The following is a 22,044-nucleotide window of genomic DNA, read 5'->3' on the forward strand; positions in this document are numbered from 1 at the left end:
AATTTTGGACGTACTTTCTCTGATCCCTCAGTTCGGCAATTTGCTGTATACGATCATTGCCTTTGTCATCGCACTTTCGGTGATCGTGGCGGTGCACGAGTACGGCCACTACATTGTTGGACGCTGGTCCGGTATTCATGCCGAGGTGTTCTCGGTCGGGTTTGGCCCGGTTCTCTGGAGCCGCATCGACAAACGCGGCACGCGATGGCAGATCGCCGCACTGCCTTTTGGTGGGTATGTCAAATTCCTGGGCGATGCGAATGCGGCGTCGGGCAAAGACGAAGCCGCGATGGAGGAATTTACCGAGCAGAGCCCGGAGGATTTGCGCCGCACTATGCATGGGGCACCTCTTTGGGCCCGGTCGGCCACAGTTGCAGCAGGTCCGGTTTTCAATTTCATCATGTCGATCCTGGTGTTTGGTCTGATTTTCCTGACCCAGGGTGTGACTAAGGACCCACTGACCGTCGGGACCTTGCACCCTTTACCCGGCACCGTTCAGCAATTGCAGGACGGTGACGAAATCATCGCCATTGGCGGTGTCGCGGTGCCCGATTTTGACGAGGCGGGCGCGTGGACTGACTTTGTTGACGCGTTGCCGGTGGAACCGGTTCTGGATTATACAGTAATCCGCGATGATCAGAGCGTGGATGTGACCGGCCCCTGGCTGTTTCCGCCGCTGATCCAGCAAGTTAGCCCCCGCAGTGCGGCCATGGATATCGACCTTCAGCGTGGTGATGTCATCACATCTGTCAACGGAGACCCGATCTTTGCTTTCGATCAGTTGAAAGAGCATGTCGAAGGGTCCGACGGGAAAGTTCTGCTGTTGAATGTCTGGCGCAACGGGGCCGATCTTGAATTCGCCCTTGCCCCGCGCCGCACCGACGAACCACAGGCAGAAGGCGGCTTTGTCACGCATTGGCGCATTGGTATCGTTGGCGGCATGATGCTGGAACCTGCGACTGAATCTGCTGGTGTACTCGAATCTATTTCGGGCGGTGCACGTCAAACCCTGCGCGTCATAGACGGCTCACTGTCAGGTATCTGGCACATGATTACCGGTGCCATCAGCACCTGCAACATGTCCGGCCCGATTGGGATTGCCGAAACCTCGGGTGCCATGGCCAGCCAAGGTGCGCAAAGCTTCATCTTCTTTATCGCCGTGCTGTCTACCGCTGTTGGCCTGCTGAACCTGTTTCCAATACCGGCCCTGGATGGCGGACATCTGGTGTTTTATGCCTATGAAGCTGTTACAGGCAAACCGCCAAGCGATGGCGCGCTGAAGATATTGATGGGGGTAGGGGTATCCTTGATCCTCGGCTTGATGATCTTCGCCCTGTCCAACGATCTGTTCTGCTGATTGCGGCAATGCGCGCCAACAATAGCCGCAATTTCGCCCCAATCCGCAGATAGTTTTATCGCGTCTCAATTTTATTCGGCAGATGCTCAAATGACCAAGGCACTTCGAAAATCGTATCAAAGCTTTAGCTTCCTTTTCATGTTGAACTGGGACTTTTTGCTGTTTTTCGGTGCGACTGCACTCGCCATCGGCGGCTGGACCTTCTTGGCCAACATGTGATTCTTACCAAAAATTGAACATGATTGGCAGCGGCCCACTGGGCCCCTTTGTGTTTTCGTCTTTTGACAAGGAAACCTAATCTCGCTACTCAACAATAAAGTCCTAAAATTCGGGTAGAAAAAAAATGACTGATAGGCGAGGCGCAGGCACATCCTGCGGGGGGCAGAAGCCAGCAAACAATATTTTGTGGCAGACGCTACGTATTTTTTCTTTTGTTTTTGTAGCAAGCTTTACCTTCCTGCCGGAGGCTGCGCGCGCGCAAAGCTACACTATCAATTCGTTCGATGTTGAGGGTAACCGGCGGATCGAAAGTTCGACAATCATTGCCCGGACTGGAATCCAACCCGGCCAGACAGTGACCGCCGGACAGTTAAACGATGCGTTTCAGCGTTTGCTTGACAGTGGTGTTTTTGAGACAGTTGAGCTGACGCCGCGCGGGAACACTCTGGTGATTGAGGTCGAAGAATATCCGACGATCAACCAGATCAGCATCGAAGGCAATCGTCGCGTAAAAGACGATCTTCTGCTTGAGGCCATCAATTCTCAGCCCCGCCGGGTTTTCACACCACAGCTTGCCGAAGCGGACGCGGATCAGATCGCTGAAATCTATTCAGCGCAGGGCCGCGTTTCCGCGACCGTCATCCCGCGCATCATTCGCCGCAGCGACAACCGTGTCGATCTTGTCTTTGAAATTGCCGAGGGCACCACGATCGAGGTCGAGCGTGTCAGCTTTGTCGGCAACCGGGCATACTCGGATCGCCGCTTGCGGCGAATTCTTGAGACTAAGCAGGCCAACATTCTGCGCACGTTCCTGCGCGGCGACACGTTTATAGCTGACCGGATCGAATTTGATAAACAAGTCATCCGCGACTTCTATCTGTCGCGCGGATACGTCGATTTCCGTGTGAACAGCGCAAACGTTGAATTCACCCGCGAACGTGACGCGTTCTTCCTGGTTATGAACATCACCGAGGGGCAAAAGTTCTCGTTCGGCAAGATTTCGACCGTCAGTGAAATTCCTGGGGTGGATCCTGCCGCTTATCAAGCAGCGTTGAAAATCCGTCCGGGCGTGACTTATTCCCCGTCTCTGATCGAAAGCTCGATCGCCCGCCAAGAACGGTTGGGTTTGAAACAGGGTGTTGATTTCCTTCGGGTCGAACCGCGGGTCACGCGTAACGCACGTGATCTGACGCTGGACGTTCAGTTTGTTCTGACCAGAGGGCCGCGGATCTTTGTTGAACGCATCGACATCGAAGGCAACACAACGACATTGGACCGCGTGATCCGCCGCCAGTTCGATACGGTCGAAGGTGATCCGTTCAACCCACGCGAAATCCGCCAGAGTGCTGAACGTATCCGTGCTCTTGGGTTCTTTGCCGTGGCAGATGTTGAGCCGCGCGAAGGGACCACGCCCAGCCAGGTGATTGTGGATGTGGATGTCGAAGAGCAGCCCACCGGCTCCTTGAGTCTTGGTGGTAGCTACTCGATTTCCGACGGTTTCGGGATTGCAATTGGCCTGAACGAATCCAACTTCCTGGGTCGCGGTCAAAACCTTGGGTTGACCCTGTCGACGGCGCAGGATTCCGAACAATACATCATTAACTTCACCGAACCATATTTGCTGGGTCGCCGGTTGCAGTTCGATCTTGGTCTTGGCCTGGCATCGACGAATTCGAGCTTTGCGAGTTACGATACCAAGCGCGTCTTCTTCGAGCCGCAGCTGAGCTACGCGATCAGCGAATTGTCTTCGCTCCGTCTCCGCTATGGTTGGAACCGCAGCGAGATGACGCAGCAAGATGATGAAGTGAACGGTGCTGTTATCGCCTCGGAGATTGAGCAGGGTAAACGGACATCCAGCACATTGGGCGTATCCTACCTCTATGATAGCCGACGCGGTGGTCTGAACCCGAATGCGGGCGTTTTGTTTGAGGTGGGCGTCGATGCGGCCGGTCTTGGCGGCGACAACGAGTTCTACAAGACCACAGCGCGCGGCATCGCGCAGACACGTGTCCTGAACGAGGAAGTTGTTCTGCGGGCATCGATGGAAGTAGGTGCACTGCATTGGCAGGGCGACGACTTCAGTCGTGTGATCGACCGCTTCTTGATTGGTCCGAACACGTTCCGTGGCTTTGAACCTGCGGGTCTGGGTCCGCGTGACCTGTCGAACGGTCAAGACGATGCGATCGGTGGTAACTATTACTGGGTTGCCCGCTTTGAATCAGACTTCCCGCTTGGCCTGCCCGAAGAACTGGGTCTGCGCGGCGGTGTGTTCTACGATGTTGGTAACGTCTACAACATCAACAACGTGAACACCGCTGGTGCCGACATCGTGGGCGCGGACGGGTCTGTCCGCCATGTGATCGGTGTGTCGGTTCTGTGGGAAACGCCTTTTGGGCCGCTGCGGTTCAACTTCTCGAAAGCCTTGAAGAAAGAAGATTTCGACAAGGAACAGAACTTTGACCTGACCGTTCAGGCACGGTTCTGATCGCCAGATGTTGAAGCGGATATGTAATGAAGTGCAGGGCCCAATTCGGGCCCTGTGCGTTTTTCTGGTGCTGGCCTGCGTGTCGACCGCTCAGGCGCAGCAATTAGGCGTTCCTCAGGCGAATGTTCTGACACTGTCCAGCGACCGGTTGTTTTCCGAGTCGCAATTCGGTCGCCGCGTCATGCGCGAGATCGAAATCGAAGGCACATTGCTGGCCGACGAGAATGAACGGATCGTCGCTGAGCTGAGCAAGGAAGAAAAAGACCTGACCGAAAAGCGCGCAGAACTGCCAACCGAGGAGTTTCGCCCTCTGGCCGAGGCCTTCGACAATAAGGTTCAGTCGCACCGCGAAAGTCAGCGCGCCAAACTGGACGCGCTTGCGCGCCAAAGCGAGGAAGCGCGCCAGACTTTTCTGGTTCTTGTGCAACCGATCCTGATCGAGTTGTTGCGCGAATCCGGGGCATCGGTGGTTATCGAGCGGTCCAATGTCTTTCTCAGCTCGGACCGAACCGATGTGACGGACACGGCGATTGCGCGGATCAATGAACAGATTGGCGATGGCAGCCAACTTGAAGACGAAAGCAAAGAATAGGTTTGCTTGCCCTTAAGGCGCGGTGTTGCTAACCACGCGTCAAAGAGAAATCCAGAACGGGACGACTGCACTATGACCACGGAAACCAAAAGCGCAGACATTCAGCTGATCCAGCGGATATTGCCTCACCGCTATCCGTTTCTGCTGGTCGACAAAGTCGTCGAAATCTCGGGCTTTCAATCGGCTGTTGGCATCAAGAATGTCACCATGAACGAGCCGCATTTCCAAGGGCATTTTCCGGGAACCCCGATCATGCCGGGCGTGACCATTGTCGAGGCGATGGCACAGACCGCAGGGGTCATGCTGGGCGTGGGCATGGATGTAATCGACAGCGAGCTGCTGATCTATTTCATGAACATCGACAAATGCAAATTCCGTCGCAAGGTGATCCCGGGCGACGTGCTTGAGATGCATGTCGAAACGGTTCGCGGTAAAAAGGGTGGCAAGATCTTCAAATTTGCCGGTCGCGCCACGGTCGAAGGAGAGGTCGCGGCCGAGGCCGAGTTTTCGGCCTATGTCGACTGGGATATGGAAAAGACCACATGAGCGGCATCCATCCAAGCGCAATCATCGAAGACGGCGCGCAGATTGGTGAAGGCTGCGTCGTAGGTCCGTTCTGCTACGTGGGTTCTCAGGTCAAGCTTGCGGATCGGGTCGAGCTGAAATCGCATGTTGTGGTGACCGGCGATACCTCGGTTGGTGAAGAGACCGTGATCTTCAACTTTTCGGTCATTGGAGAGATCCCGCAGGATTTGAAGTTCGGCGGTGAGAATACGCGTCTTGAGATCGGCACGCGCAACCGGATTCGCGAACATGTCACTGTGAATACCGGGACCGATGGCGGCGGCGGCGTTACGCGGATTGGGGATGATTGTCTGCTGATGGCGGGCGTGCATGTGGCCCACGATGTCCAGATTGGCAATCGGGTGATCATGGTGAACCATGCCGGCGCAGCGGGTCATTGCATCATTGAGGATGACGTGATTGTCGGTGGTATCTCTGGATTGCATCAGTGGGTCCGCGTCGGGCGTGGCGCGATCATCGGCGCGTTGACCATGGTTCCAAATGACGTGATCCCATATGGCCTGGTTCAGGCGCCGCGTGGCGAACTTGATGGTCTAAATCTCGTCGGCCTCAAACGGCGCGGTGTCTCACGTGAGGATATTGCCGCTTTGCGGGCGGCCTTCCGCGAATTGTCGACTGGCGATGGTACGTTCATGGAGCGCGCGCACCGGGTCGGCACGGATAACGAAAGTGAATACGTTCAGCGGATCGTCGATTTCGTGACCGGACATTCGGATCGGTCTTTCCTTACACCGGGGAAATAAACAATGCTGGCGCTGATTGCTGGAACAGGCGTTTTGCCGGGTGAAGTTGTCGCGCAACTGTCCGACCGCCCGGTGGTCTGTGCGATGGAGGGCTTCCGCCCGGATACTCTGACCCCGGACGTCGAGTTTCCATTGGAACAGGTTGGAACATTTATCGCCGACATCAAGGCGCGGGGTGTGACCCAAATCTGTATGGCAGGTGCGGTGGGACGCCCGCCCATTGATCCCGCAAGGATCGACGCGGCAACAATGCCTTTGGTCCCAATCCTGCAACAAGCTATCATGTCCGGCGATGATGCGGCGCTGCGCGCGGTTATCGGCATTTTTGAGGATGCAGGTCTGGAGGTTAAGGCAGCCCAGGAAATCGCGCCGAACCTTCTTCCGAAACTGGGATGTCTGACGCAGGCGCAACCGTCTGAGGCCGATCTGACGGATGCGGATCGTGCATCGGGTATCGTCCGGGCGATGGGTGCTGCGGATGTTGGGCAGGCCTGTGTGGTTTCAAAACGGCAGGCGCTGGCGATTGAGGGTATCTTCGGCACGGCATGGATGTTGCAGTCTCTGACTCAGCGCCCCGATGCGGGCGGCGGCATTTTGTTCAAAGCCCCGAAACCAGATCAGGACGTTCGTGCAGATCTGCCTGCGATCGGGCCTGATACTGTGTCTGGCGCAGTTGCGGCGGGGCTGTCGGGAATTGTGATCGAAAAGGGCGGCGTCCTTGTGCTTGAGAAAGACCGCGTGATTGCGGAATGTGACCGGCTGGGCCTGTTTTTGTATGTCCGCGAGCGGACGAACTGATGCGGGTTTTCGTCGTCGCCGGTGAACCTTCGGGGGACCGGCTTGGCGGGGCTTTGATGGAAGGCCTGCGCGCGCTGGTACCCGGAGTTGAATTTCAGGGCGTTGGCGGCCCTCTGATGAAGGCACAAGGGTTGGACAGCCTTTTTCCCATGTCCGAATTGTCGGTTATGGGGCTGGTCGAGGTTCTCCCCAAGTTTTTTCACCTCAAACGTCGGATTTCTGAGACAGCGCAGGCTGTTCTGGATAGCAATCCAGACGTTCTGATCACCATCGACAGTCCCGATTTCTCATTGAGGGTTGCCAAGCTGGTCAAAGCGAAAAGTACTATTCGCACAGTCCATTATGTTGCCCCCAGTGTCTGGGCATGGCGCCCCGGGCGTGCGGACAAGATGGCCAAGGTCATCGACCATGTGCTGGCCCTGTTGCCGTTCGAGCCGCCCTATATGCAGCGCGCGGGGATGGAATGTGACTTTGTCGGGCACCCTGTCGTCAGCGAACCAGTGGCGACCGAACAAGACATTCAGGCCTTTCGTGAGGCGTACGGCCTAGGCCAAGCGCCCATCGTTCTGGCCTTGCCCGGTTCGCGGCGGGGCGAGGTGGATCGTCTGGCTCCGGTCTTTGGTCAGGCGTTAAGCCTGTTTCTGAAACAGCGCCCTGACACGCGCGTTGTCGTGCCGGCAGTTGCTCATATGGTCGATGCGGTCACCGAACATGTTCAGGACTGGCCAGGGTCGCCCGTCGTGGTTGACCCCCGAGATTTGCCCTCTGATCAGGCGCAGGCGCAGAAAAGGGCGGCTTTTGCTGCGGCCGATCTTGCGCTGGCGGCGTCTGGGACAGTTTCATTGGAACTGGCGGCACAGGCCACGCCAATGGTGATTGCCTATAATCTGAACTGGCTGACGACACTGATCGCAAAGCGCATGGTGAATTTGGACACAGCGACGCTTGTCAATCTGGTGTCTGAAACGCGCGCGGTTCCTGAATGCCTGCTGGATGATTGCGAGCCGGATAGGATAGCCTCGGCACTCTCAGACGTGGCCACCGGTCCGGATGCGCAGCGCAGCGCGATGGACGTGACCATGGTTCGTCTGGGGCGGGGTGGTGAAGCGCCGGGTCTGCGCGCCGCCCGAGCGGTTTTGAACAGGCTGCCCAATCGCCATGATTGAACACATTCTGTTCGCATTTTCCGCTGCGATCGTGACCATATCAACTAACCTGGACAATCTGGTCATCCTGTTTGGCCTAATCATGGTGATGGAAACGCGCCGGGCCGTGTTTGGTTTTGCGGCGGCGCAAATGATAATTCTGAGCCTGTCGCTTGTGATTGCCAGCGGGCTGGATCACAGCCGGTTTCTGAATTGGGTCGGTTATCTTGGGATTATCCCTTTGTCTCTGGGCCTTTATGGCATTTGGCAACAACGGAAAGGCTCGGGCGGGCGTCAACTGCCCGATACCGGGGCTATCACCTCAGTCGTCGCGCTGTTTTTGACGCTATCGATTGATACGCTTGCGGCTATGACTCCGCTGTTCGCGGATTCGACGCCAGCGTTTCGGTTGACGGCCTTGATTGGGGCCGGGTGTGCACTGGCAACGCTGATCGGAATTGCAAGTTGGGGCGCACCACGCGCTCAGGTTTTAGGTCCGCGTTTTGCCCGCCTTGACAGGATTGCACCTTACATCATGGTGGCAGTCGGACTGTATATTCTGGTGAACAGCCCAACCGACGTCTTGTAATCCGGGTGCCTCAGTAACCGCGCCAGATCCAGCCGCCGCCGTATATGCGACTGCTTTCATTGGAGTAGAACACACAGGCCTGACCGGGCGAAATGCCTTCCTCGGGTGTCAGCAATTCGACTTCGGCAGCCGTTTCAGACAGAGGTCGGATAATCGCCTCGCGCGGCGGGCGGGTCGACCGCACCTTGACCGACAGGTGCCATTCGTCACGCGAAGTAAAAGGTTCATCCCCCAGCCAGTTGATCTCGCGCACCGGAACGGTCCGGGTCGCCAGCAGCTCTTTCGGGCCAACGACAACCTGCTTTTTGTCTACGTCCAGCTTCACCACATACAAAGGCTCGCTCAGCCCGCCGATACCCAGACCGCGGCGTTGACCAATGGTGTAGTGGATGACGCCATTATGCTGCGCCAACACCCGACCGTCGGAATGAACGATCTCACCCGGTTCCGCCGCACCGGGGCGCAACTTTTCGATCACGCTGGCATAGTTGCCATCGGGCACAAAGCAGATGTCCTGACTGTCGGGCTTGTCCGCCACCGACAGCCCGTATTGCGCGGCCATCTCTCGGGTCGCGTCCTTCGATGGCAAGTGGCCCAGAGGAAATCGCAGAAAGTCCAACTGCTCAGGCGTGGTGGAAAACAGGAAATAGGATTGATCCCGGTTCGCGTCCTCGGCGCTGTGCAGTTCGGGCCCGTTCGCGCCCATCTTGCGCTGGATATAGTGACCGGTGGCCATGCAGTCGGCTTCAAGGTCCTTGGCGGTTTCCAGGAGGTCCTTGAACTTCACGCGCTCGTTGCACCGGATACATGGGACCGGAGTCGCTCCGGCCAGATAGCTGTCGGCGAATTCGTCGATCACAGCATCTTTGAAGATGTTCTCGTAATCCAGAACGTAATGCGGAAAGCCGCGCTCCTCGGCCACACGCCGTGCGTCATGGATATCAATCCCCGCGCAACAGGCGCCTTTCTTGGCCAAGGCCGCGCCGTGGTCATACAACTGCAGCGTCACGCCAACCACGTCATAGCCCTGATCAGCCAGATAAGCGGCAACAACTGAACTGTCGACGCCGCCAGACATGGCAACAACCACCCGCGTATCTGACGGGGGTTTGGCAAAGCCAAGCGAGTTCAGCGGTGTCTCGGTATCGAGGGCCATGACGATTCCAGTGCGGGTTAAGAAAGACCGGCAGAATATAGGAAAATTCTACACACTCTCAAGGGGCGGTTTCACGCGACATTAAGTAGGCTGTTGTCAGCTTTGTCGCAGCTGAAAAAGGGTCAAGAGATGTATTTGCACAAAGTCGAAGGGCCAAGGTCCGTAACCCTGCCGGATGGAACGGTTTTATCGCGAAACGATCTGCCACCTGCAGAGACGACCAGATGGGTCGCTTCGCGCAAGGTCATTGTGGTGCGCGGCGTTCTATACGGGCTGATTTCTTTGTCGGACGCCAAAAAACGCTATGGGCTAAGCGATGAAGAGTTCAATTCTTGGGTTTCTGCGGTCGCTGAACACGGCGCGGATGCTCTGAAAGTGACGGCATTAAAAAAATATCGACAACCTAAAGATGAAAGTGAATAAATGATTCAACGGTAACGTCAGGTTAACCATTTTTGAGCAGTCTCAATTTGAATTGTTAAATTGACCCAAATTGGAGCAGTAAATGCGTATACTTCTTGTCGAGGATGATCCAACCACGTCGAAAAGCATTGAGCTGATGCTGACGCACGCCAACCTCAACGTCTATGCGACGGATCTGGGCGAGGAAGGCATCGATCTTGCCAAACTGTACGACTATGACTTGATCCTTCTGGACCTGAACCTGCCGGACATGAACGGTCACGAAGTATTGCGGCAGCTGCGCATTGCGCGGGTTGAAACACCCATCCTGATCCTTTCGGGCGCTGATGACACCGAAAGCAAAATCAAGGGCTTTGGTTTTGGCGCAGACGATTACATGACCAAACCCTTCCACCGAGAGGAGCTGGTTGCCCGCATCCACGCAATCATTCGTCGGTCCAAGGGGCATTCCCAATCCATCATTCATACAGGTCGGGTCGCGGTGAATCTGGATGCCAAAACCGTTGAGGTTGAAGGCAAGGCTGTTCATCTGACCGGCAAGGAATACCAGATGCTCGAACTGCTCAGCCTGCGGAAGGGCACAACGCTGACCAAAGAGATGTTCCTGAACCATCTTTATGGCGGTATGGACGAGCCCGAGTTGAAAATTATCGACGTTTTCATCTGCAAACTGCGCAAAAAGCTCAGCAATGCGACCGGCGGCGAAAACTATATCGAAACCGTCTGGGGCAGGGGCTACGTGTTGCGCGATCCCCAAAGCAACAGCTTGGACGAACGTCGGATCGCTGTTGGAGCCTGACTTAAAATGAAATCTGGTCGCTGTAGGTTCAGGGCGACCCCCTCACTCATGGAACAGCACATCTGGACCTAGCCATGGCCTCGCCCTATCACTGGGTTCAAAGACTATGTGACAGGGCGAGGCCATGAGCGATTCAATTGCGGTAACAGAGCTGACGGAAGATCAAGCACGTGCCGAGCTGGCACGGCTTTCGGAATTGATTGCGCGGGCCAACACGCTGTATCACGCCGAGGACGCCCCAGAGATCTCGGACGCCGACTACGATGCGCTAAAGAGGCGAAACGCGGACATCGAGGCGCGTTTCCCCAAGTTGAAACGGCTCGACAGCCCCACAGATCAAGTGGGCGCAAGACCGGCGGAGGGATTTTCAAAACTCGTACACGCTGTCAGAATGATGTCCCTGGGCAATGCGTTCAACGATGAGGACGTTTCGGATTTTGACCGGTCAATCCGCAAATATCTGGGATTGAGCGACACGGCCGAGCTGGGTTTTACTGCTGAACCCAAGATTGACGGTCTGTCCCTATCGCTAAGATATGAACAGGGAAAGCTCGTGCAGGCGGCAACCCGAGGCGACGGCGAGATTGGTGAAAACGTGACTTCGAACGCGCGGACGATCTCGGACATTCCGCACCGCGTCCAAAACGCTCCGGATGTTCTGGAAGTACGCGGTGAAGTTTACATGTCGCATGAAGACTTCGATAAGCTGAACTCGCGACAGACGGAATTGGGCGAAAAGGTATTTTCAAATCCACGAAACGCTGCCGCAGGGTCGTTGAGGCAGCTTGACGCGAAAATCACACGATCCCGTCCGCTGCGGTTTTTCGCTTATGCCTGGGGTGAGTTGTCGGCCCCTTTGGCCGATACACAAATGGGTGCCATCGAACGGTTGGCGGAATTCGGTTTCTCAACCAACCCACTGACAGCATTGTGCGAAACAACAGATCAGTTGATCGGACATTACCGCAGCATCGAAGCCCAACGCGCCACTCTTGGCTATGACATCGACGGCGTTGTCTACAAGGTGAACGACTTGGCGCTGCAGGCACGGTTGGGGTTCAGGTCCACGACCCCAAGATGGGCCATTGCGCATAAGTTTCCCGCTGAACTTGCATGGACAAGGCTGGAAGCCATCGACATTCAGGTGGGTCGAACGGGTGCGCTCAGCCCGGTTGCCCGGCTGCACCCGGTAACTGTTGGTGGCGTCGTCGTGTCCAATGCCACGCTGCATAACGAGGACTATGTCGCTGGTCGCGACGCAAAGGGCGGTACGATCCGGGATGGGAAAGATATTAGGGTCGGCGACTGGGTGCAGGTTTATCGCGCGGGCGACGTGATCCCAAAAGTGGCGGATGTCGATATTTCGAAACGTCCAGATGGCGCGCAACCTTATGATTTTCCCACAACCTGTCCGGAATGCGGCAGTGATGCGGTTCGGGAAGAAGGCGATGCCGTTAGACGCTGCACCGGTGGGATTATTTGCCCGGCGCAGGCTGTTGAAAAATTAAAACATTTCGTATCTCGGAAAGCGTTCGATATCGAAGGGTTGGGCGCCAAGCAGATTGAAATGTTTTACGATGACCCGGACTTGCCAATCAAAACCCCGGTGGACATCTTTACACTGCAGACCAGAGATGCGGCCAATCTCAACAAGCTCGCCAACCGCAAGGGTTGGGGCGCGCAAAGTGCCGGGAACCTTTGGGCTGCAATTGATGAAAAACGCCAAATCCCATTCGGACGCCTTCTTTTTGCATTGGGCATTCGACATGTCGGAGAGGCCGCATCGAATCTGATCGCGAACCACTATGGCGCCTGGACAGAATTTGAACGCGCCGTCACCGCAGCCGCTGATTTCGAAGGTCCTGAGTGGGACGAGCTTTTGGGTATTGATGGCGTAGGTGACGTCATGGCGCGCGCGTTGGTTTCTGCATTTGCTCAGGACGCAGAACGCGCCAGCATCGACGCTTTGGTCGAGCAATTGGACGTGCAGGACGCCAAACGACCCGACACATCGGGCAGTCCGGTGGCTGGCAAGACGGTTGTCTTTACAGGGTCACTTGAAAAGATGACCCGCGCCGAAGCCAAGGCCCGGGCCGAGGCACTGGGGGCCAAGGTCTCTGGTTCGGTCAGCAAGAAGACCGATTTGCTGGTAGCAGGCCCGGGTGCGGGCTCCAAGGCCAAGAAGGCAGCAGAACTTGGTATCGAGACGCTGGACGAAGATGAATGGCTGCACCTGATCGGCACCGCATGAGCGGCCGCCCTGAAATCCTGTTTCCCCTTTTCGCGGGGCTCGAGACTCTGGAGGGCGTTGGCCCCAAGACTGCGCAGACAATGGTGCAGGCGGGGATCGAGTCGCCGCGTGATGTGCTGTTCGGCTTGCCCTACGCTGTCGTGGACCGCAGGCGGCGCGATACAATCCAGGGGGCTGATCTGCCAACGACATTGACGGTTGAGGTCACGGTCGGTACCCACCGACCGTCGCGAAGCAAGGGCGGGGCCTACCGCGTTCATGTCGAAGACACGCAGACCGAGTTTCAGTTGGTCTTTTTCCACGCGCGTGGCGACTATTTGAAAAAAGTTCTACCACAAGGCAGCCGTCGTGTGATCTCTGGCAAGCTCGAACTGTTCGACGGCATGGCGCAGATGGTCCATCCAGATCACATGCTGCCCGTGGAAAGCGCGGATGACATTCCTGAGTTCGAGCCGGTTTATCACCTGACGCAGGGCATCACCCAAAAGACGGCGTACAAGGCGGCACGTAGCGCATTGACCCGCGCACCAAAGCTGGCTGAGTGGATTGACCCTGCGCAAGTGTCAAAACAGGGCTGGGCGGATTGGGCCACGGCTGTATCCGCGGCGCACAATCCACAGGGGGCGGATGATGTGGCCGCGCATGCGCCAGCCCGGGAACGCCTTGCCTATGATGAGCTTTTTGCCCATCAGGTGACGCTGGCTCTGGCGCGACAACGCGAGCGAAAGGCCCGGGGCATCGTGAGCGTCGGCACTGGTGCTCTGCAAGCTAAAGTTCTTGCTAATCTGCCTTACAAACCCACCGGGGCCCAGGCGCGGGCGATCAAGGAAATAACCGCCGACATGGGCTCGGACGCACGGATGAACCGATTGCTGCAAGGCGATGTGGGCGCAGGGAAGACCTTGGTCGCCTTCATGGCACTTCTGGTCGCGGTCGAGGCTGGTGGACAGGGTGTCATGATGGCGCCGACCGAGATTCTGGCCAGGCAGCATTTGGAAGGCCTGCGCCCGCTTGCCGAAGAGGCCGGAGTCGTTCTGGAAATCCTGACGGGACGGGACAAGGGCGCCGAACGGCGTGCAAAGTTGGCCGCCCTAAAACAGGGCGATATTCACATCCTTGTCGGCACCCACGCGGTGTTTCAAAGCGATGTGGAGTTCCACGCCCTGCGACTTGCCATTGTGGACGAACAGCACCGGTTTGGGGTCCGACAAAGGATGGAGCTGTCCGAAAAAGGGCAGGGCGCGGATGTTCTGGTGATGACCGCGACACCGATTCCGCGCAGCCTGGCTTTGGCGCAATATGGGGACATGGACGTCTCTGTTCTGGATGAAAAACCACCGGGGCGGAAACCGATCAAAACGGCGATTATCAGCACCGAGCGTATGGATGACGTCGTGGCGCATTTGCGTCGGGCTATCGATGAAGGACGTCAGTGCTATTGGGTCTGTCCGCTGGTCGATGAATCCGAAGTCTCGGACCTGACGGCAGCGGAAGAGCGGTTCAAACGGCTGCGTGCCATACTGGGCGAGGGTATTGTCGGCCTGGTCCATGGCCAGATGCCCGCGTCCGACAAGGATGCCGCAATGGCCGCGTTTCAAGAGGGCCGAACAAAAGTACTTGTTGCCACGACTGTAATCGAGGTTGGCGTGAATGTTCCGAACGCCTCGATCATGGTGATCGAACGGGCTGAGATATTCGGGTTGGCTCAACTACACCAGCTGCGCGGCCGCGTGGGACGGGGTGAGGCGGACTCGACCTGCTTGTTGATGTATCAACCCCCGCTCAGTGAAGGTGGGCGCAAACGGCTGGAAGTTCTGCGTGAGACCGAAGACGGGTTCCGGATATCAGAGACTGACCTGCAGATGCGCGGCGCAGGTGACCTGATCGGTACGGCCCAATCCGGGTTGCCTAAATTCCGGATTGCGGACCTGGAACGCCAGGCCGGATTGATGGCTGTAGCACAGACGGACGCACGCAATTTGCTTAGCAAAGACCCGACCCTGGCCACGGAACGTGGGCAGGCGGTGCGTGTTCTACTTTGGCTTATGAAACAGGATCAGGCAATCCGTTTGATTTCAGTGGGTTAGCAATTTAGTTCCGCAAAGTTCACAAATGTTCTCAAAAAGTTCTTTACCGACTCAGCAAAATATGAGAACAAAAGGTCAACAAAGGATTAAAACCCGACCGGAGGTGAGACCATGCTGACCCAGATCAAGACCGCCATAAGCCGTTCGCATTCCACGCTATTGCAGGATGCGGCGGGTGCGGTTTCATTGGTGGTGATGCTGGTGGTTGCCCTTTACCTTCCCGGAACGTTCTGACCCTTTCTGCCTGCGATCTCGTGCCGAAAACTCCGCGCCGTCGTCCCCATTTCAGTCAAGGGTGACCTGCCTGTCCCAATTCCCTTGAAAGGGCCAAACCTCGGCCCTGCGCGAAAAACGGATCCCACACGAGACACGCATTGCTTGCCGCCGCCCTTTCCGCCCGGAAGGAGCGGCGGTTTTTTTTACAACTGACCGGTTTTGAAGATTTCGAGCATGGCCGACAGCACGGAATTTACCGCAACCGATGCCAGGATCATCCCCATGATGCGGCTGATAATGGCAGCACCGGAATGGCCAATCAGTCGAATGATCGGTTCGGCCAGAAGCATCAAAACAAAGGCGATGGCCACGACAGACAACATAACCAGTGCCGTAATGCCTTGATCCGCCACGCTGAACCGGTTGTTGTCAGTCAGGATAACCACGGCCAGCATTGCACCAGGCGACGCCAGTGAGGGTACCGCCAATGGAAAGATCGCGGGGTTGGGCTTGTGGAATTTGTCTTCCTGATCGTCTTCTGCTGCGCGTTGCTCGACCTCTTGTTTGCTTTCGCCAAAGATCATCGTCAGGGCGAACAGGAACAGGATGATCCCTCCGGCCACTTGGAACGAGTTCAACCCGATATCCAGCGCCTCGATCAGCAATTGCCCAAAAATAAGGAAGAACAGCAAAACTCCGGCACTAATGAGCGCGGCCAACAGGGCTGTTTTGCGACGCGCCGCAGAGCCAAGCCCGGCTGTAACGGCGATAAATACGGGAATTGTTCCAATCGGATCAATAACGACCCACAGGGTAACAAAATGTTCCAGCAAACTATTCAAACCAAATTCTCCCCAAAACTTTGGCGGAGGTTAGATGGGTTTGAATTGAATTACCATCTTCAGGCGCAATTGGCCTGTTCGGCTTGTTCCATAGCTTCAGCAGTAGCAACCAACGCCAGCAGAATCGAAGCGTGCCGGTTCTTGTAATCACGCGCAGGCATAAGAACTTCCAGCCCGTCAAACGGTGCGTCCGGAGCAGGGCCGTCTTTCTTCAGCATAGCCGACAGTTGATCCCGCGCGGTTTCGATTTGCGCGCGCGTGGTTCCAATCACAGCGGATCCAACGACCGAGGCCGAGGCCTGACCCAGGGCGCAGGCCTTAACGTCCTGACCAAAGTCGGACATGTGACCGTCCTCAACCTTGACGTCCACGGTCACGGTCGATCCGCACAATGGCGAACGTTTCTTGACGGTCGCATCAGGGTTTTCCAGTCGTTCCAGATGCGGAATGTCCGCAGCCAGGGCCAGAATGCGCCCGGAATACAGCTTTATCAGGTCGTTCTCGCCAGACATGGCTTTCCCTCGTTGCGTGTTCCCCATACATAGTGGCCATCCACCGGGATGCAAAAGGTTTTTACAATGTCCGAGACCGTCACTTTCGATCCGTCGAGCCTGAAGTTTAACGACGCCGGTCTGATCCCGGCGATCGCACAGGATGAAGCCTCTGGCGAGGTGTTGATGATGGCCTGGATGAACGCGGAGGCCGTTGAAAAAACACTGGAAACGCGCCGCGTGACGTATTGGTCGCGTTCACGTCAGTCGTTCTGGATCAAGGGCGAAACCTCGGGGCATGTTCAGGAACTGATCGATTTCCGCGTCGATTGTGATCGCGACTGCCTGCTGGTCCTGGTGCGACAGACCGGCGCGGCGTGTCATACGAACCGGCGCACCTGTTTCTACACCGCAGTGCGGGATGGTGAAGAGGTCGAGCTAATGCGGCCGATGGACTAGGGTCGGTCACAGCCCGACCATGGCCCGAACCTGTTCTGCGGAAATCCCGTCGGCACGATACTTGGAGATGGCGCGCGCGTCGTCGCGTTTGGCCAAGCGTTTGCCTGCATCATCTCGGATCAGTTTGTGATGATGATAGACGGGTGTCGGCAAGCCGAGCAAAGCCTGCAGTAGAACATGAATACGCGTCGCCTCGAACAGGTCCTGACCGCGTACGACGTGGGTAACGCCTTGTTCTGCGTCATCCAGAACGACAGATAGATGGTAGGATGTTCCCATATCGCGCCGGGACAATACCACGTCTCCGATTGTGTCCCGTAACTCATCAGCAGTGAAAGTGACGGGGCCCGTTTCCCCTTCCGGACCCGCGCCTGTTTCTTCGAAAACCGCCGCTTTTGCAAATGGTTGAGTGGCAGTCCTAAACATATCTGGAACTACACGTGCAGCCATTTCAATGTCCATTCGAAGGGGCGTATCGTGCGGGATCGGCCCCGATCGCTCTGACACATCCCTGCACGTGCCCGGATAGATGATCCCATCCGGCCCGTGCAAAGGAACTCCTTCCTGCGGCGCTCCTGCGGCGGCGGCAATGTCCCGACGGTTGCAGGTGCACGGGTACAACAGACCTTGCGACCACAACGTTTTCAGCGCCTTTTCATAAGTCGACACACGAGACGATTGCCGCATCACAGGTTCTGGCCAGGTCAATCCTAGCCAGGTCAGATCGTCATAAATCTGCTTTTCCCAATTTGCGCGGCAGCGGGAGCGGTCGATATCTTCGATCCGCACCAAAAACTGACCGCCTTCAGCGGCGGCCATATAACTGGCAAGAAGTGCAGAATAGGCATGGCCAAGATGAAGCGGCCCCGTAGGAGATGGGGCAAATCTGGTAATTAATGTCACGTCTTCTCAACAACATATACGTCAGATTTAAGGTCCATACCGGGAAGATGCGGCCCATATTCCCGAAACAACAACCGCGCAGCGCCCATGTCCAGCCAATCGTTCAAACGGGTCGTAAAGGACGGATCGTCAAGTGTGTGATCATTGAAAGAAAACGCCAGCAAGCCACCTTTGGGTAACGCCTTCATCAACAGGTCGAATGTCTCTGGCGGGGCGGCACCGGTTCCGATCACGCCAATCGCGGTGATTGCCTTATAGGCATCTTGCTCCAGCGGTTCCGGATCGGTGATCTCAAACGCCCTGAGGTTTCTGTAAACCTCCTTGGCGGCTGCCGCTTCAAGCATCTTTGGCGTGGGATCCACACCATCGATTACCTGAAATCCCGTATCGTGCAGGGCTTTGCCGGACAGACCCGTGCCACAACCGTAATCCAGAACAGGCGTTTGCGGTTCGGGCATCTGGGACCAAAGCGCCTCGGCGACGCGGCCAGGCGTAGCGTAGCCATGTGACCCAACTTCGGCGTCGTATGACGAGGCCCATTTCTGATAATGCGTACGTGTCGCCTCGGGCGTATCAAGCCCGTAGGCGTCTTTGAGGTATTTGTCGCTCATACCCGTATGTTAGGCCGGTAGGGTGCAATGCGTCCAGTCAGCAATGCGCCAGCCAGTCTGTCCATTCCGTCTTGGCCCGGTCGGTGTAGGCCTTGTACCGGTCCTTACGGCCCCGGCGACCCCCTTTGAGGCCATCAACCGGGCGAAACAGACCAAAGTTGACGTTCATGGGTTGAAAGGTCTTGGCTTCGGCCCCGCCGGTGATGTGGTGTATCAACGCGCCCATGGCACTGTCTTGCGGGACCTCGGGCAGGGAACGCCCCAGGATCTCGGCAGCAGCCATCCGGCCAGCTAACAATCCCATGGCAGCACTTTCCACATAACCCTCGACGCCGGTGATCTGGCCGGCAAACCGAATATTCGGCTTTGATTTCAGCCGCATCTGCGCGTCCAGCAATGTCGGAGAGTTGATGAACGTGTTGCGATGAATCCCGCCTAGGCGCGCGAAACTGGCATTCTCAAGCCCGGGGATCATGCGGAATACGTCAGTTTGTGCACCATATTTCATTTTAGTCTGAAAGCCGACGATGTTGAACAACGTACCCAGTGCGTTGTCTCGGCGCAGTTGCACAACGGCATGAGGTTTGACGTCAGGCTGATGCGGATTGGTCAGGCCTACCGGTTTCATCGGACCGTGGCGCAGCGTCTCGCGGCCCCGTTCCGCCATAACCTCGATGGGCAGGCAGCCGTCAAAATACCCGGCAGTTTCACCTTCGTGAAATTCGGTTTTGTCTGCGGATAGCAGGGCGTCAATGAAGGCCTCGTACTGATCGCGGTCCATGGGACAGTTCAGATAGGCCGTCCGCTCTTCTTCGGTTTCGCCCTTGTCATAACGTGACTGCATCCACGCCTGGCTCATGTCGATGCTGTCGGCATAGACAATAGGCGCGATCGCGTCGAAGAACGCCAGAGCCTCAGCACCTGTCTGGGCCCTGATCGACTCGCCCAGCGACGAGGACGTCAACGGACCGGTCGCAATGATCCAGTGGCCGTCGTCGGGCAGGGCGGTGACTTCTTCGCCCGTCACCTCAACCCGCGGATGGGCCTGCAGCTTGGCGGTCACTGCTTCGGCAAACGGATCACGATCCACGGCCAATGCGCCACCGGCGGGCAGGCGATGCGTATCGGCGGTGCCCATGATGATGCCGTTGGCTTCGCGCATTTCCCAATGCAGCAGACCGACGGCGTTTTGTTCGTCGTCATCCGAGCGGAAGGAGTTCGAACACACCATCTCGGCCAGATTGCCGGTCTGGTGCGCAAAAGTGCCCACTTTGGGCCGCATTTCGTGGATTACAACGTCCACGCCCATTTCCGCTGCTTGCCAGGCCGCCTCGGACCCCGCCATGCCGCCGCCAACTATATGCAATTTCTGTGTCATGAGGTGCCACATAGGGCACAGCATCGCGCAACGCAACACACGCCAGATTTCGCGTTGATTAGCCAGTAATTTAAGGAGGGTACTTGGGGTCGCCGCAGCGGGAATGTCAGCGCCGGTGAGAGAAACCAGCTTGGAGGGACCTTCCGCCTACAGCGACCCAAAAGCGTATTTGGGCCTAAGCCATGTCTCAGCTTTGCCACAGTGTGGCCCTTTTGAAAAGGACTAAATTGCGAACAGTCGCGAAAATTTCCTTAAATAATCTCGTTATTGTTCCCAATTTGGCGGTCTTTTTTCGATAAATGCAGATATTCCTTCTTCGGTATCCCGATGCATCATATTCTGTGCCATTACCTCGCCGGTATAGGCGTAGGCCTGTTCGATCGGCATATCCAATTGCTTGTAATAGGCCTGTTTGCCCACTTTGACAGCTGATCCAAGCTTGTCGGCCAGTTGTTCGGCCAGCGCCATCGTTTCATGTTCCAACAACATTTCGGGTACGGCCCGGTTGATCAGGCCCAGTTCGGCCGCGCTTTCCGCGGAGATGAACTTGCCTGTCGTCAACATCTCAAATGCCTGTTTCCGGGGGATATTCCGGCTGAGGGCCACCATAGGGGTCGAGCAAAACAACCCGATATTGACTCCGTTTACACCAAAGCGGGTGCCTTCGGCTGCAATCGCCAGATCACAGGTGGCCACCATTTGGCAACCGGCTGCCGTGGCGATGCCGTGGACTTGCGCGATCACGGGTTGGGGCAGGGATTGAATCGACAACATCATCTTGGCGCACTGCGCGAACAGGTCCTGGAAATAGGCTTTTCCCCCATCCTCGCTCTGACGTCCCGCAGTCATCTGTTTCAGATCGTGACCTGCGCAAAACGCCTTGCCTTCGCCGGACAGGATCACGGCGCGAATGCTCGAGTCGTTACTTAAGGCGTCGAATTCAGCCTGAAGTGCTGCCAGCATCTCTTCGCTCAGGGCATTCAGGCGCTCTGGCGCGTTCATTTTCAACCGGGCAACGCCATTCATGTCGTTACGTTCCAGAATTCCCATCTTGCTCTCCGAACTGATGTCGGGCCAACTCTAGGGCGGCAATTCGAGGAGGGGAAGTATGTCGTTGGTTTTGAACCGCAAACAACTGTCAGATTATCTGGTCGAAGTTTTTCCGCAGGTCGAGAAGGACTTTGTCATCGACAGCCTGGATGAAAACTCAATCACCATGCGGCTGAAGGTCGGAGACAGGCATCTGCGTCCAGGGGGGACAGTTTCAGGCCCGTCGATGTTCGGTCTGGCCGATGTAAGCGTCTATGCAATGATCCTTGCATTGAAAGGACGTCAGTCGCTGGCGGTGACGACGGGGTGTTCGATGGATTTCATGCGCAAACCCGATGGAGCCAACGATATGATCGCGCGCTGCAGCTTGCTAAAACTGGGCAAGACGCTTGCGGTAGGCGATGTTCTGATGTTCTCGGAAGGCTCTGTCAAACCCGTGGCGCGGGCTACGATGACCTATTCTTTGCCGCCTGCAGGGTCTGCAGCAGCGGCGTTTGGATAAAAAAGGGCCGGGTATGAAACCCGGCCTAGGAAGAGGTCCCGATAGGGACTGGGGATAATTAATACTGCCAGAAATAGCGTTTGATCTCACGGTCGGCCGCGGGGCGGGTCAGGCCGACATCTTTAAGCATGCGATCATCCAGCTTTGACAGGTTAATTCTGCTGCGGCGCTGTCGTTCCCACTGTGTGACAGTCGCCGCAAACCGCACGGCCAGCGCGGCGATCATCGGCAGCCGAGGGCTATCGTTCAGCAGCATGAGGGCGGGGTTGTGCATATGGCGTGTCATCTTGGGTATCCTTTCAAATTGTATTGACACAAAGTACTAATGTTCGGTACATGTGTGTGATACATTCGGGATTGTGT

At 56.6% G+C, this 22,044-nt stretch carries 24 protein-coding genes; 16 read left to right on the top strand and 8 right to left on the bottom strand.

The window, feature by feature from the left end:
- Positions 1-4 precede the first annotated feature (4 nt).
- The 9 genes from rseP (at position 5) to QMP16_RS03040 (ending at position 8,513) form a co-directional block, all read left to right on the top strand.
- On the top strand, positions 5-1,357 hold the full coding sequence (rseP, locus tag QMP16_RS03000; RefSeq protein WP_282151160.1) for an RIP metalloprotease RseP: 1,353 nt from the start codon (positions 5-7) through the stop codon (positions 1,355-1,357).
- Between the two features lie 90 nt (positions 1,358-1,447).
- The gene (locus QMP16_RS03005) at positions 1,448-1,576 is read left to right on the top strand and encodes a hypothetical protein (protein WP_282151161.1); all 129 of its coding nucleotides are present in this window, start codon (positions 1,448-1,450) and stop codon (positions 1,574-1,576) included.
- 124 nt (positions 1,577-1,700) lie between these two features.
- Positions 1,701-4,061 carry an outer membrane protein assembly factor BamA gene (gene bamA / locus QMP16_RS03010; protein WP_282151162.1) on the top strand — a complete coding sequence of 787 codons (2,361 nt, stop codon included), beginning with the start codon at positions 1,701-1,703 and terminating at the stop codon, positions 4,059-4,061.
- Between the two features lie 7 nt (positions 4,062-4,068).
- Positions 4,069-4,653, top strand: coding sequence for an OmpH family outer membrane protein (locus QMP16_RS03015; protein WP_282151163.1), 585 nt, complete (start codon positions 4,069-4,071; stop codon positions 4,651-4,653).
- A gap of 72 nt (positions 4,654-4,725) precedes the next feature.
- Positions 4,726-5,199, top strand: coding sequence for a 3-hydroxyacyl-ACP dehydratase FabZ (gene fabZ / locus QMP16_RS03020; protein ID WP_282151164.1), 474 nt, complete (start codon positions 4,726-4,728; stop codon positions 5,197-5,199).
- Complete coding sequence (gene lpxA / locus QMP16_RS03025; protein ID WP_282151165.1) at positions 5,196-5,981, top strand: acyl-ACP--UDP-N-acetylglucosamine O-acyltransferase; 786 nt, start codon at positions 5,196-5,198, stop codon at positions 5,979-5,981. The genes fabZ and lpxA overlap by 4 nt, the downstream gene beginning before the upstream one ends.
- Before the next feature lie 3 nt (positions 5,982-5,984).
- On the top strand, positions 5,985-6,779 hold the full coding sequence (locus tag QMP16_RS03030) for an LpxI family protein (protein ID WP_282151166.1): 795 nt from the start codon (positions 5,985-5,987) through the stop codon (positions 6,777-6,779).
- Complete coding sequence (lpxB, locus tag QMP16_RS03035) at positions 6,779-7,945, top strand: lipid-A-disaccharide synthase (RefSeq protein ID WP_282151167.1); 1,167 nt, start codon at positions 6,779-6,781, stop codon at positions 7,943-7,945. Before QMP16_RS03030 ends, lpxB begins: the two co-directional genes overlap by 1 nt.
- Before the next feature lie 31 nt (positions 7,946-7,976).
- Positions 7,977-8,513: a hypothetical protein gene (locus QMP16_RS03040; protein WP_282151168.1), complete on the top strand. Its 537-nt coding sequence runs from the start codon at positions 7,977-7,979 to the stop codon at positions 8,511-8,513.
- Between the two features lie 10 nt (positions 8,514-8,523).
- Here the strand turns inward: QMP16_RS03040 and mnmA are convergent, their stop codons facing one another.
- Positions 8,524-9,669 carry a tRNA 2-thiouridine(34) synthase MnmA gene (mnmA, locus tag QMP16_RS03045; RefSeq protein ID WP_282151169.1) on the bottom strand — a complete coding sequence of 382 codons (1,146 nt, stop codon included), beginning with the start codon at positions 9,667-9,669 and terminating at the stop codon, positions 8,524-8,526.
- 129 nt (positions 9,670-9,798) lie between these two features.
- Here mnmA and QMP16_RS03050 point away from each other — a divergent pair, with 129 nt between their 5' ends.
- The 5 genes from QMP16_RS03050 (at position 9,799) to QMP16_RS03070 (ending at position 15,463) form a co-directional block, all read left to right on the top strand.
- Positions 9,799-10,092 carry a DUF1153 domain-containing protein gene (locus tag QMP16_RS03050; RefSeq protein WP_108858661.1) on the top strand — a complete coding sequence of 98 codons (294 nt, stop codon included), beginning with the start codon at positions 9,799-9,801 and terminating at the stop codon, positions 10,090-10,092.
- Between the two features lie 82 nt (positions 10,093-10,174).
- The gene (gene ctrA / locus QMP16_RS03055) at positions 10,175-10,891 is read left to right on the top strand and encodes a response regulator transcription factor CtrA (RefSeq protein WP_113790658.1); all 717 of its coding nucleotides are present in this window, start codon (positions 10,175-10,177) and stop codon (positions 10,889-10,891) included.
- Positions 10,892-11,015: 124 nt separating this feature from the next.
- Entirely contained in the window at positions 11,016-13,142 is a 2,127-nt protein-coding gene (gene ligA / locus QMP16_RS03060; RefSeq protein ID WP_282151170.1) for an NAD-dependent DNA ligase LigA, read from the top strand.
- Positions 13,139-15,229 (top strand): ATP-dependent DNA helicase RecG, encoded by a 2,091-nt coding sequence (gene recG / locus QMP16_RS03065; protein ID WP_282151575.1) that lies wholly within the window; start codon positions 13,139-13,141, stop codon positions 15,227-15,229. The genes ligA and recG overlap by 4 nt, the downstream gene beginning before the upstream one ends.
- 111 nt (positions 15,230-15,340) lie before the next feature.
- Entirely contained in the window at positions 15,341-15,463 is a 123-nt protein-coding gene (locus QMP16_RS03070; protein ID WP_282151171.1) for a hypothetical protein, read from the top strand.
- 185 nt (positions 15,464-15,648) lie between these two features.
- Here QMP16_RS03070 and QMP16_RS03075 read toward each other — a convergent pair whose 3' ends face one another.
- On the bottom strand, positions 15,649-16,287 hold the full coding sequence (locus QMP16_RS03075) for a MarC family protein (protein WP_282151172.1): 639 nt from the start codon (positions 16,285-16,287) through the stop codon (positions 15,649-15,651).
- 59 nt (positions 16,288-16,346) lie between these two features.
- Entirely contained in the window at positions 16,347-16,799 is a 453-nt protein-coding gene (locus QMP16_RS03080) for an iron-sulfur cluster assembly scaffold protein (protein ID WP_282151173.1), read from the bottom strand.
- Between the two features lie 48 nt (positions 16,800-16,847).
- On the opposite strand from QMP16_RS03080, the gene hisI reads away from it, so the two are divergent.
- On the top strand, positions 16,848-17,237 hold the full coding sequence (hisI, locus tag QMP16_RS03085; protein ID WP_282151174.1) for a phosphoribosyl-AMP cyclohydrolase: 390 nt from the start codon (positions 16,848-16,850) through the stop codon (positions 17,235-17,237).
- A 6-nt stretch (positions 17,238-17,243) separates the two neighbouring features.
- Here the strand turns inward: hisI and gluQRS are convergent, their stop codons facing one another.
- The 4 genes from gluQRS to QMP16_RS03105 form a co-directional block, all read right to left on the bottom strand.
- Positions 17,244-18,140 carry a tRNA glutamyl-Q(34) synthetase GluQRS gene (gene gluQRS, locus QMP16_RS03090; protein WP_282151175.1) on the bottom strand — a complete coding sequence of 299 codons (897 nt, stop codon included), beginning with the start codon at positions 18,138-18,140 and terminating at the stop codon, positions 17,244-17,246.
- A complete protein-coding gene (locus tag QMP16_RS03095) occupies positions 18,137-18,751 on the bottom strand; it encodes a class I SAM-dependent DNA methyltransferase (protein ID WP_282151176.1) in 615 nt (204 codons plus the stop codon). The genes gluQRS and QMP16_RS03095 overlap by 4 nt, the downstream gene beginning before the upstream one ends.
- Positions 18,752-18,788: 37 nt before the next feature.
- Complete coding sequence (gene trmFO / locus QMP16_RS03100) at positions 18,789-20,129, bottom strand: methylenetetrahydrofolate--tRNA-(uracil(54)-C(5))-methyltransferase (FADH(2)-oxidizing) TrmFO (RefSeq protein ID WP_282151177.1); 1,341 nt, start codon at positions 20,127-20,129, stop codon at positions 18,789-18,791.
- Between the two features lie 264 nt (positions 20,130-20,393).
- Positions 20,394-21,179 (bottom strand): enoyl-CoA hydratase, encoded by a 786-nt coding sequence (locus QMP16_RS03105; RefSeq protein ID WP_282151178.1) that lies wholly within the window; start codon positions 21,177-21,179, stop codon positions 20,394-20,396.
- Between the two features lie 58 nt (positions 21,180-21,237).
- On the opposite strand from QMP16_RS03105, the gene QMP16_RS03110 reads away from it, so the two are divergent.
- Entirely contained in the window at positions 21,238-21,681 is a 444-nt protein-coding gene (locus QMP16_RS03110; RefSeq protein ID WP_282151179.1) for a PaaI family thioesterase, read from the top strand.
- A 58-nt stretch (positions 21,682-21,739) separates the two neighbouring features.
- On the opposite strand, the gene QMP16_RS03115 is transcribed toward QMP16_RS03110, so the two are convergent.
- On the bottom strand, positions 21,740-21,967 hold the full coding sequence (locus QMP16_RS03115; RefSeq protein WP_058271589.1) for a DUF1127 domain-containing protein: 228 nt from the start codon (positions 21,965-21,967) through the stop codon (positions 21,740-21,742).
- Positions 21,968-22,044: the final 77 nt, after the last annotated feature.

The sequence above is a fragment of the Ruegeria atlantica genome, assembly GCF_947495585.1.
GTDB lineage: Bacteria > Pseudomonadota > Alphaproteobacteria > Rhodobacterales > Rhodobacteraceae > Ruegeria > Ruegeria atlantica_G.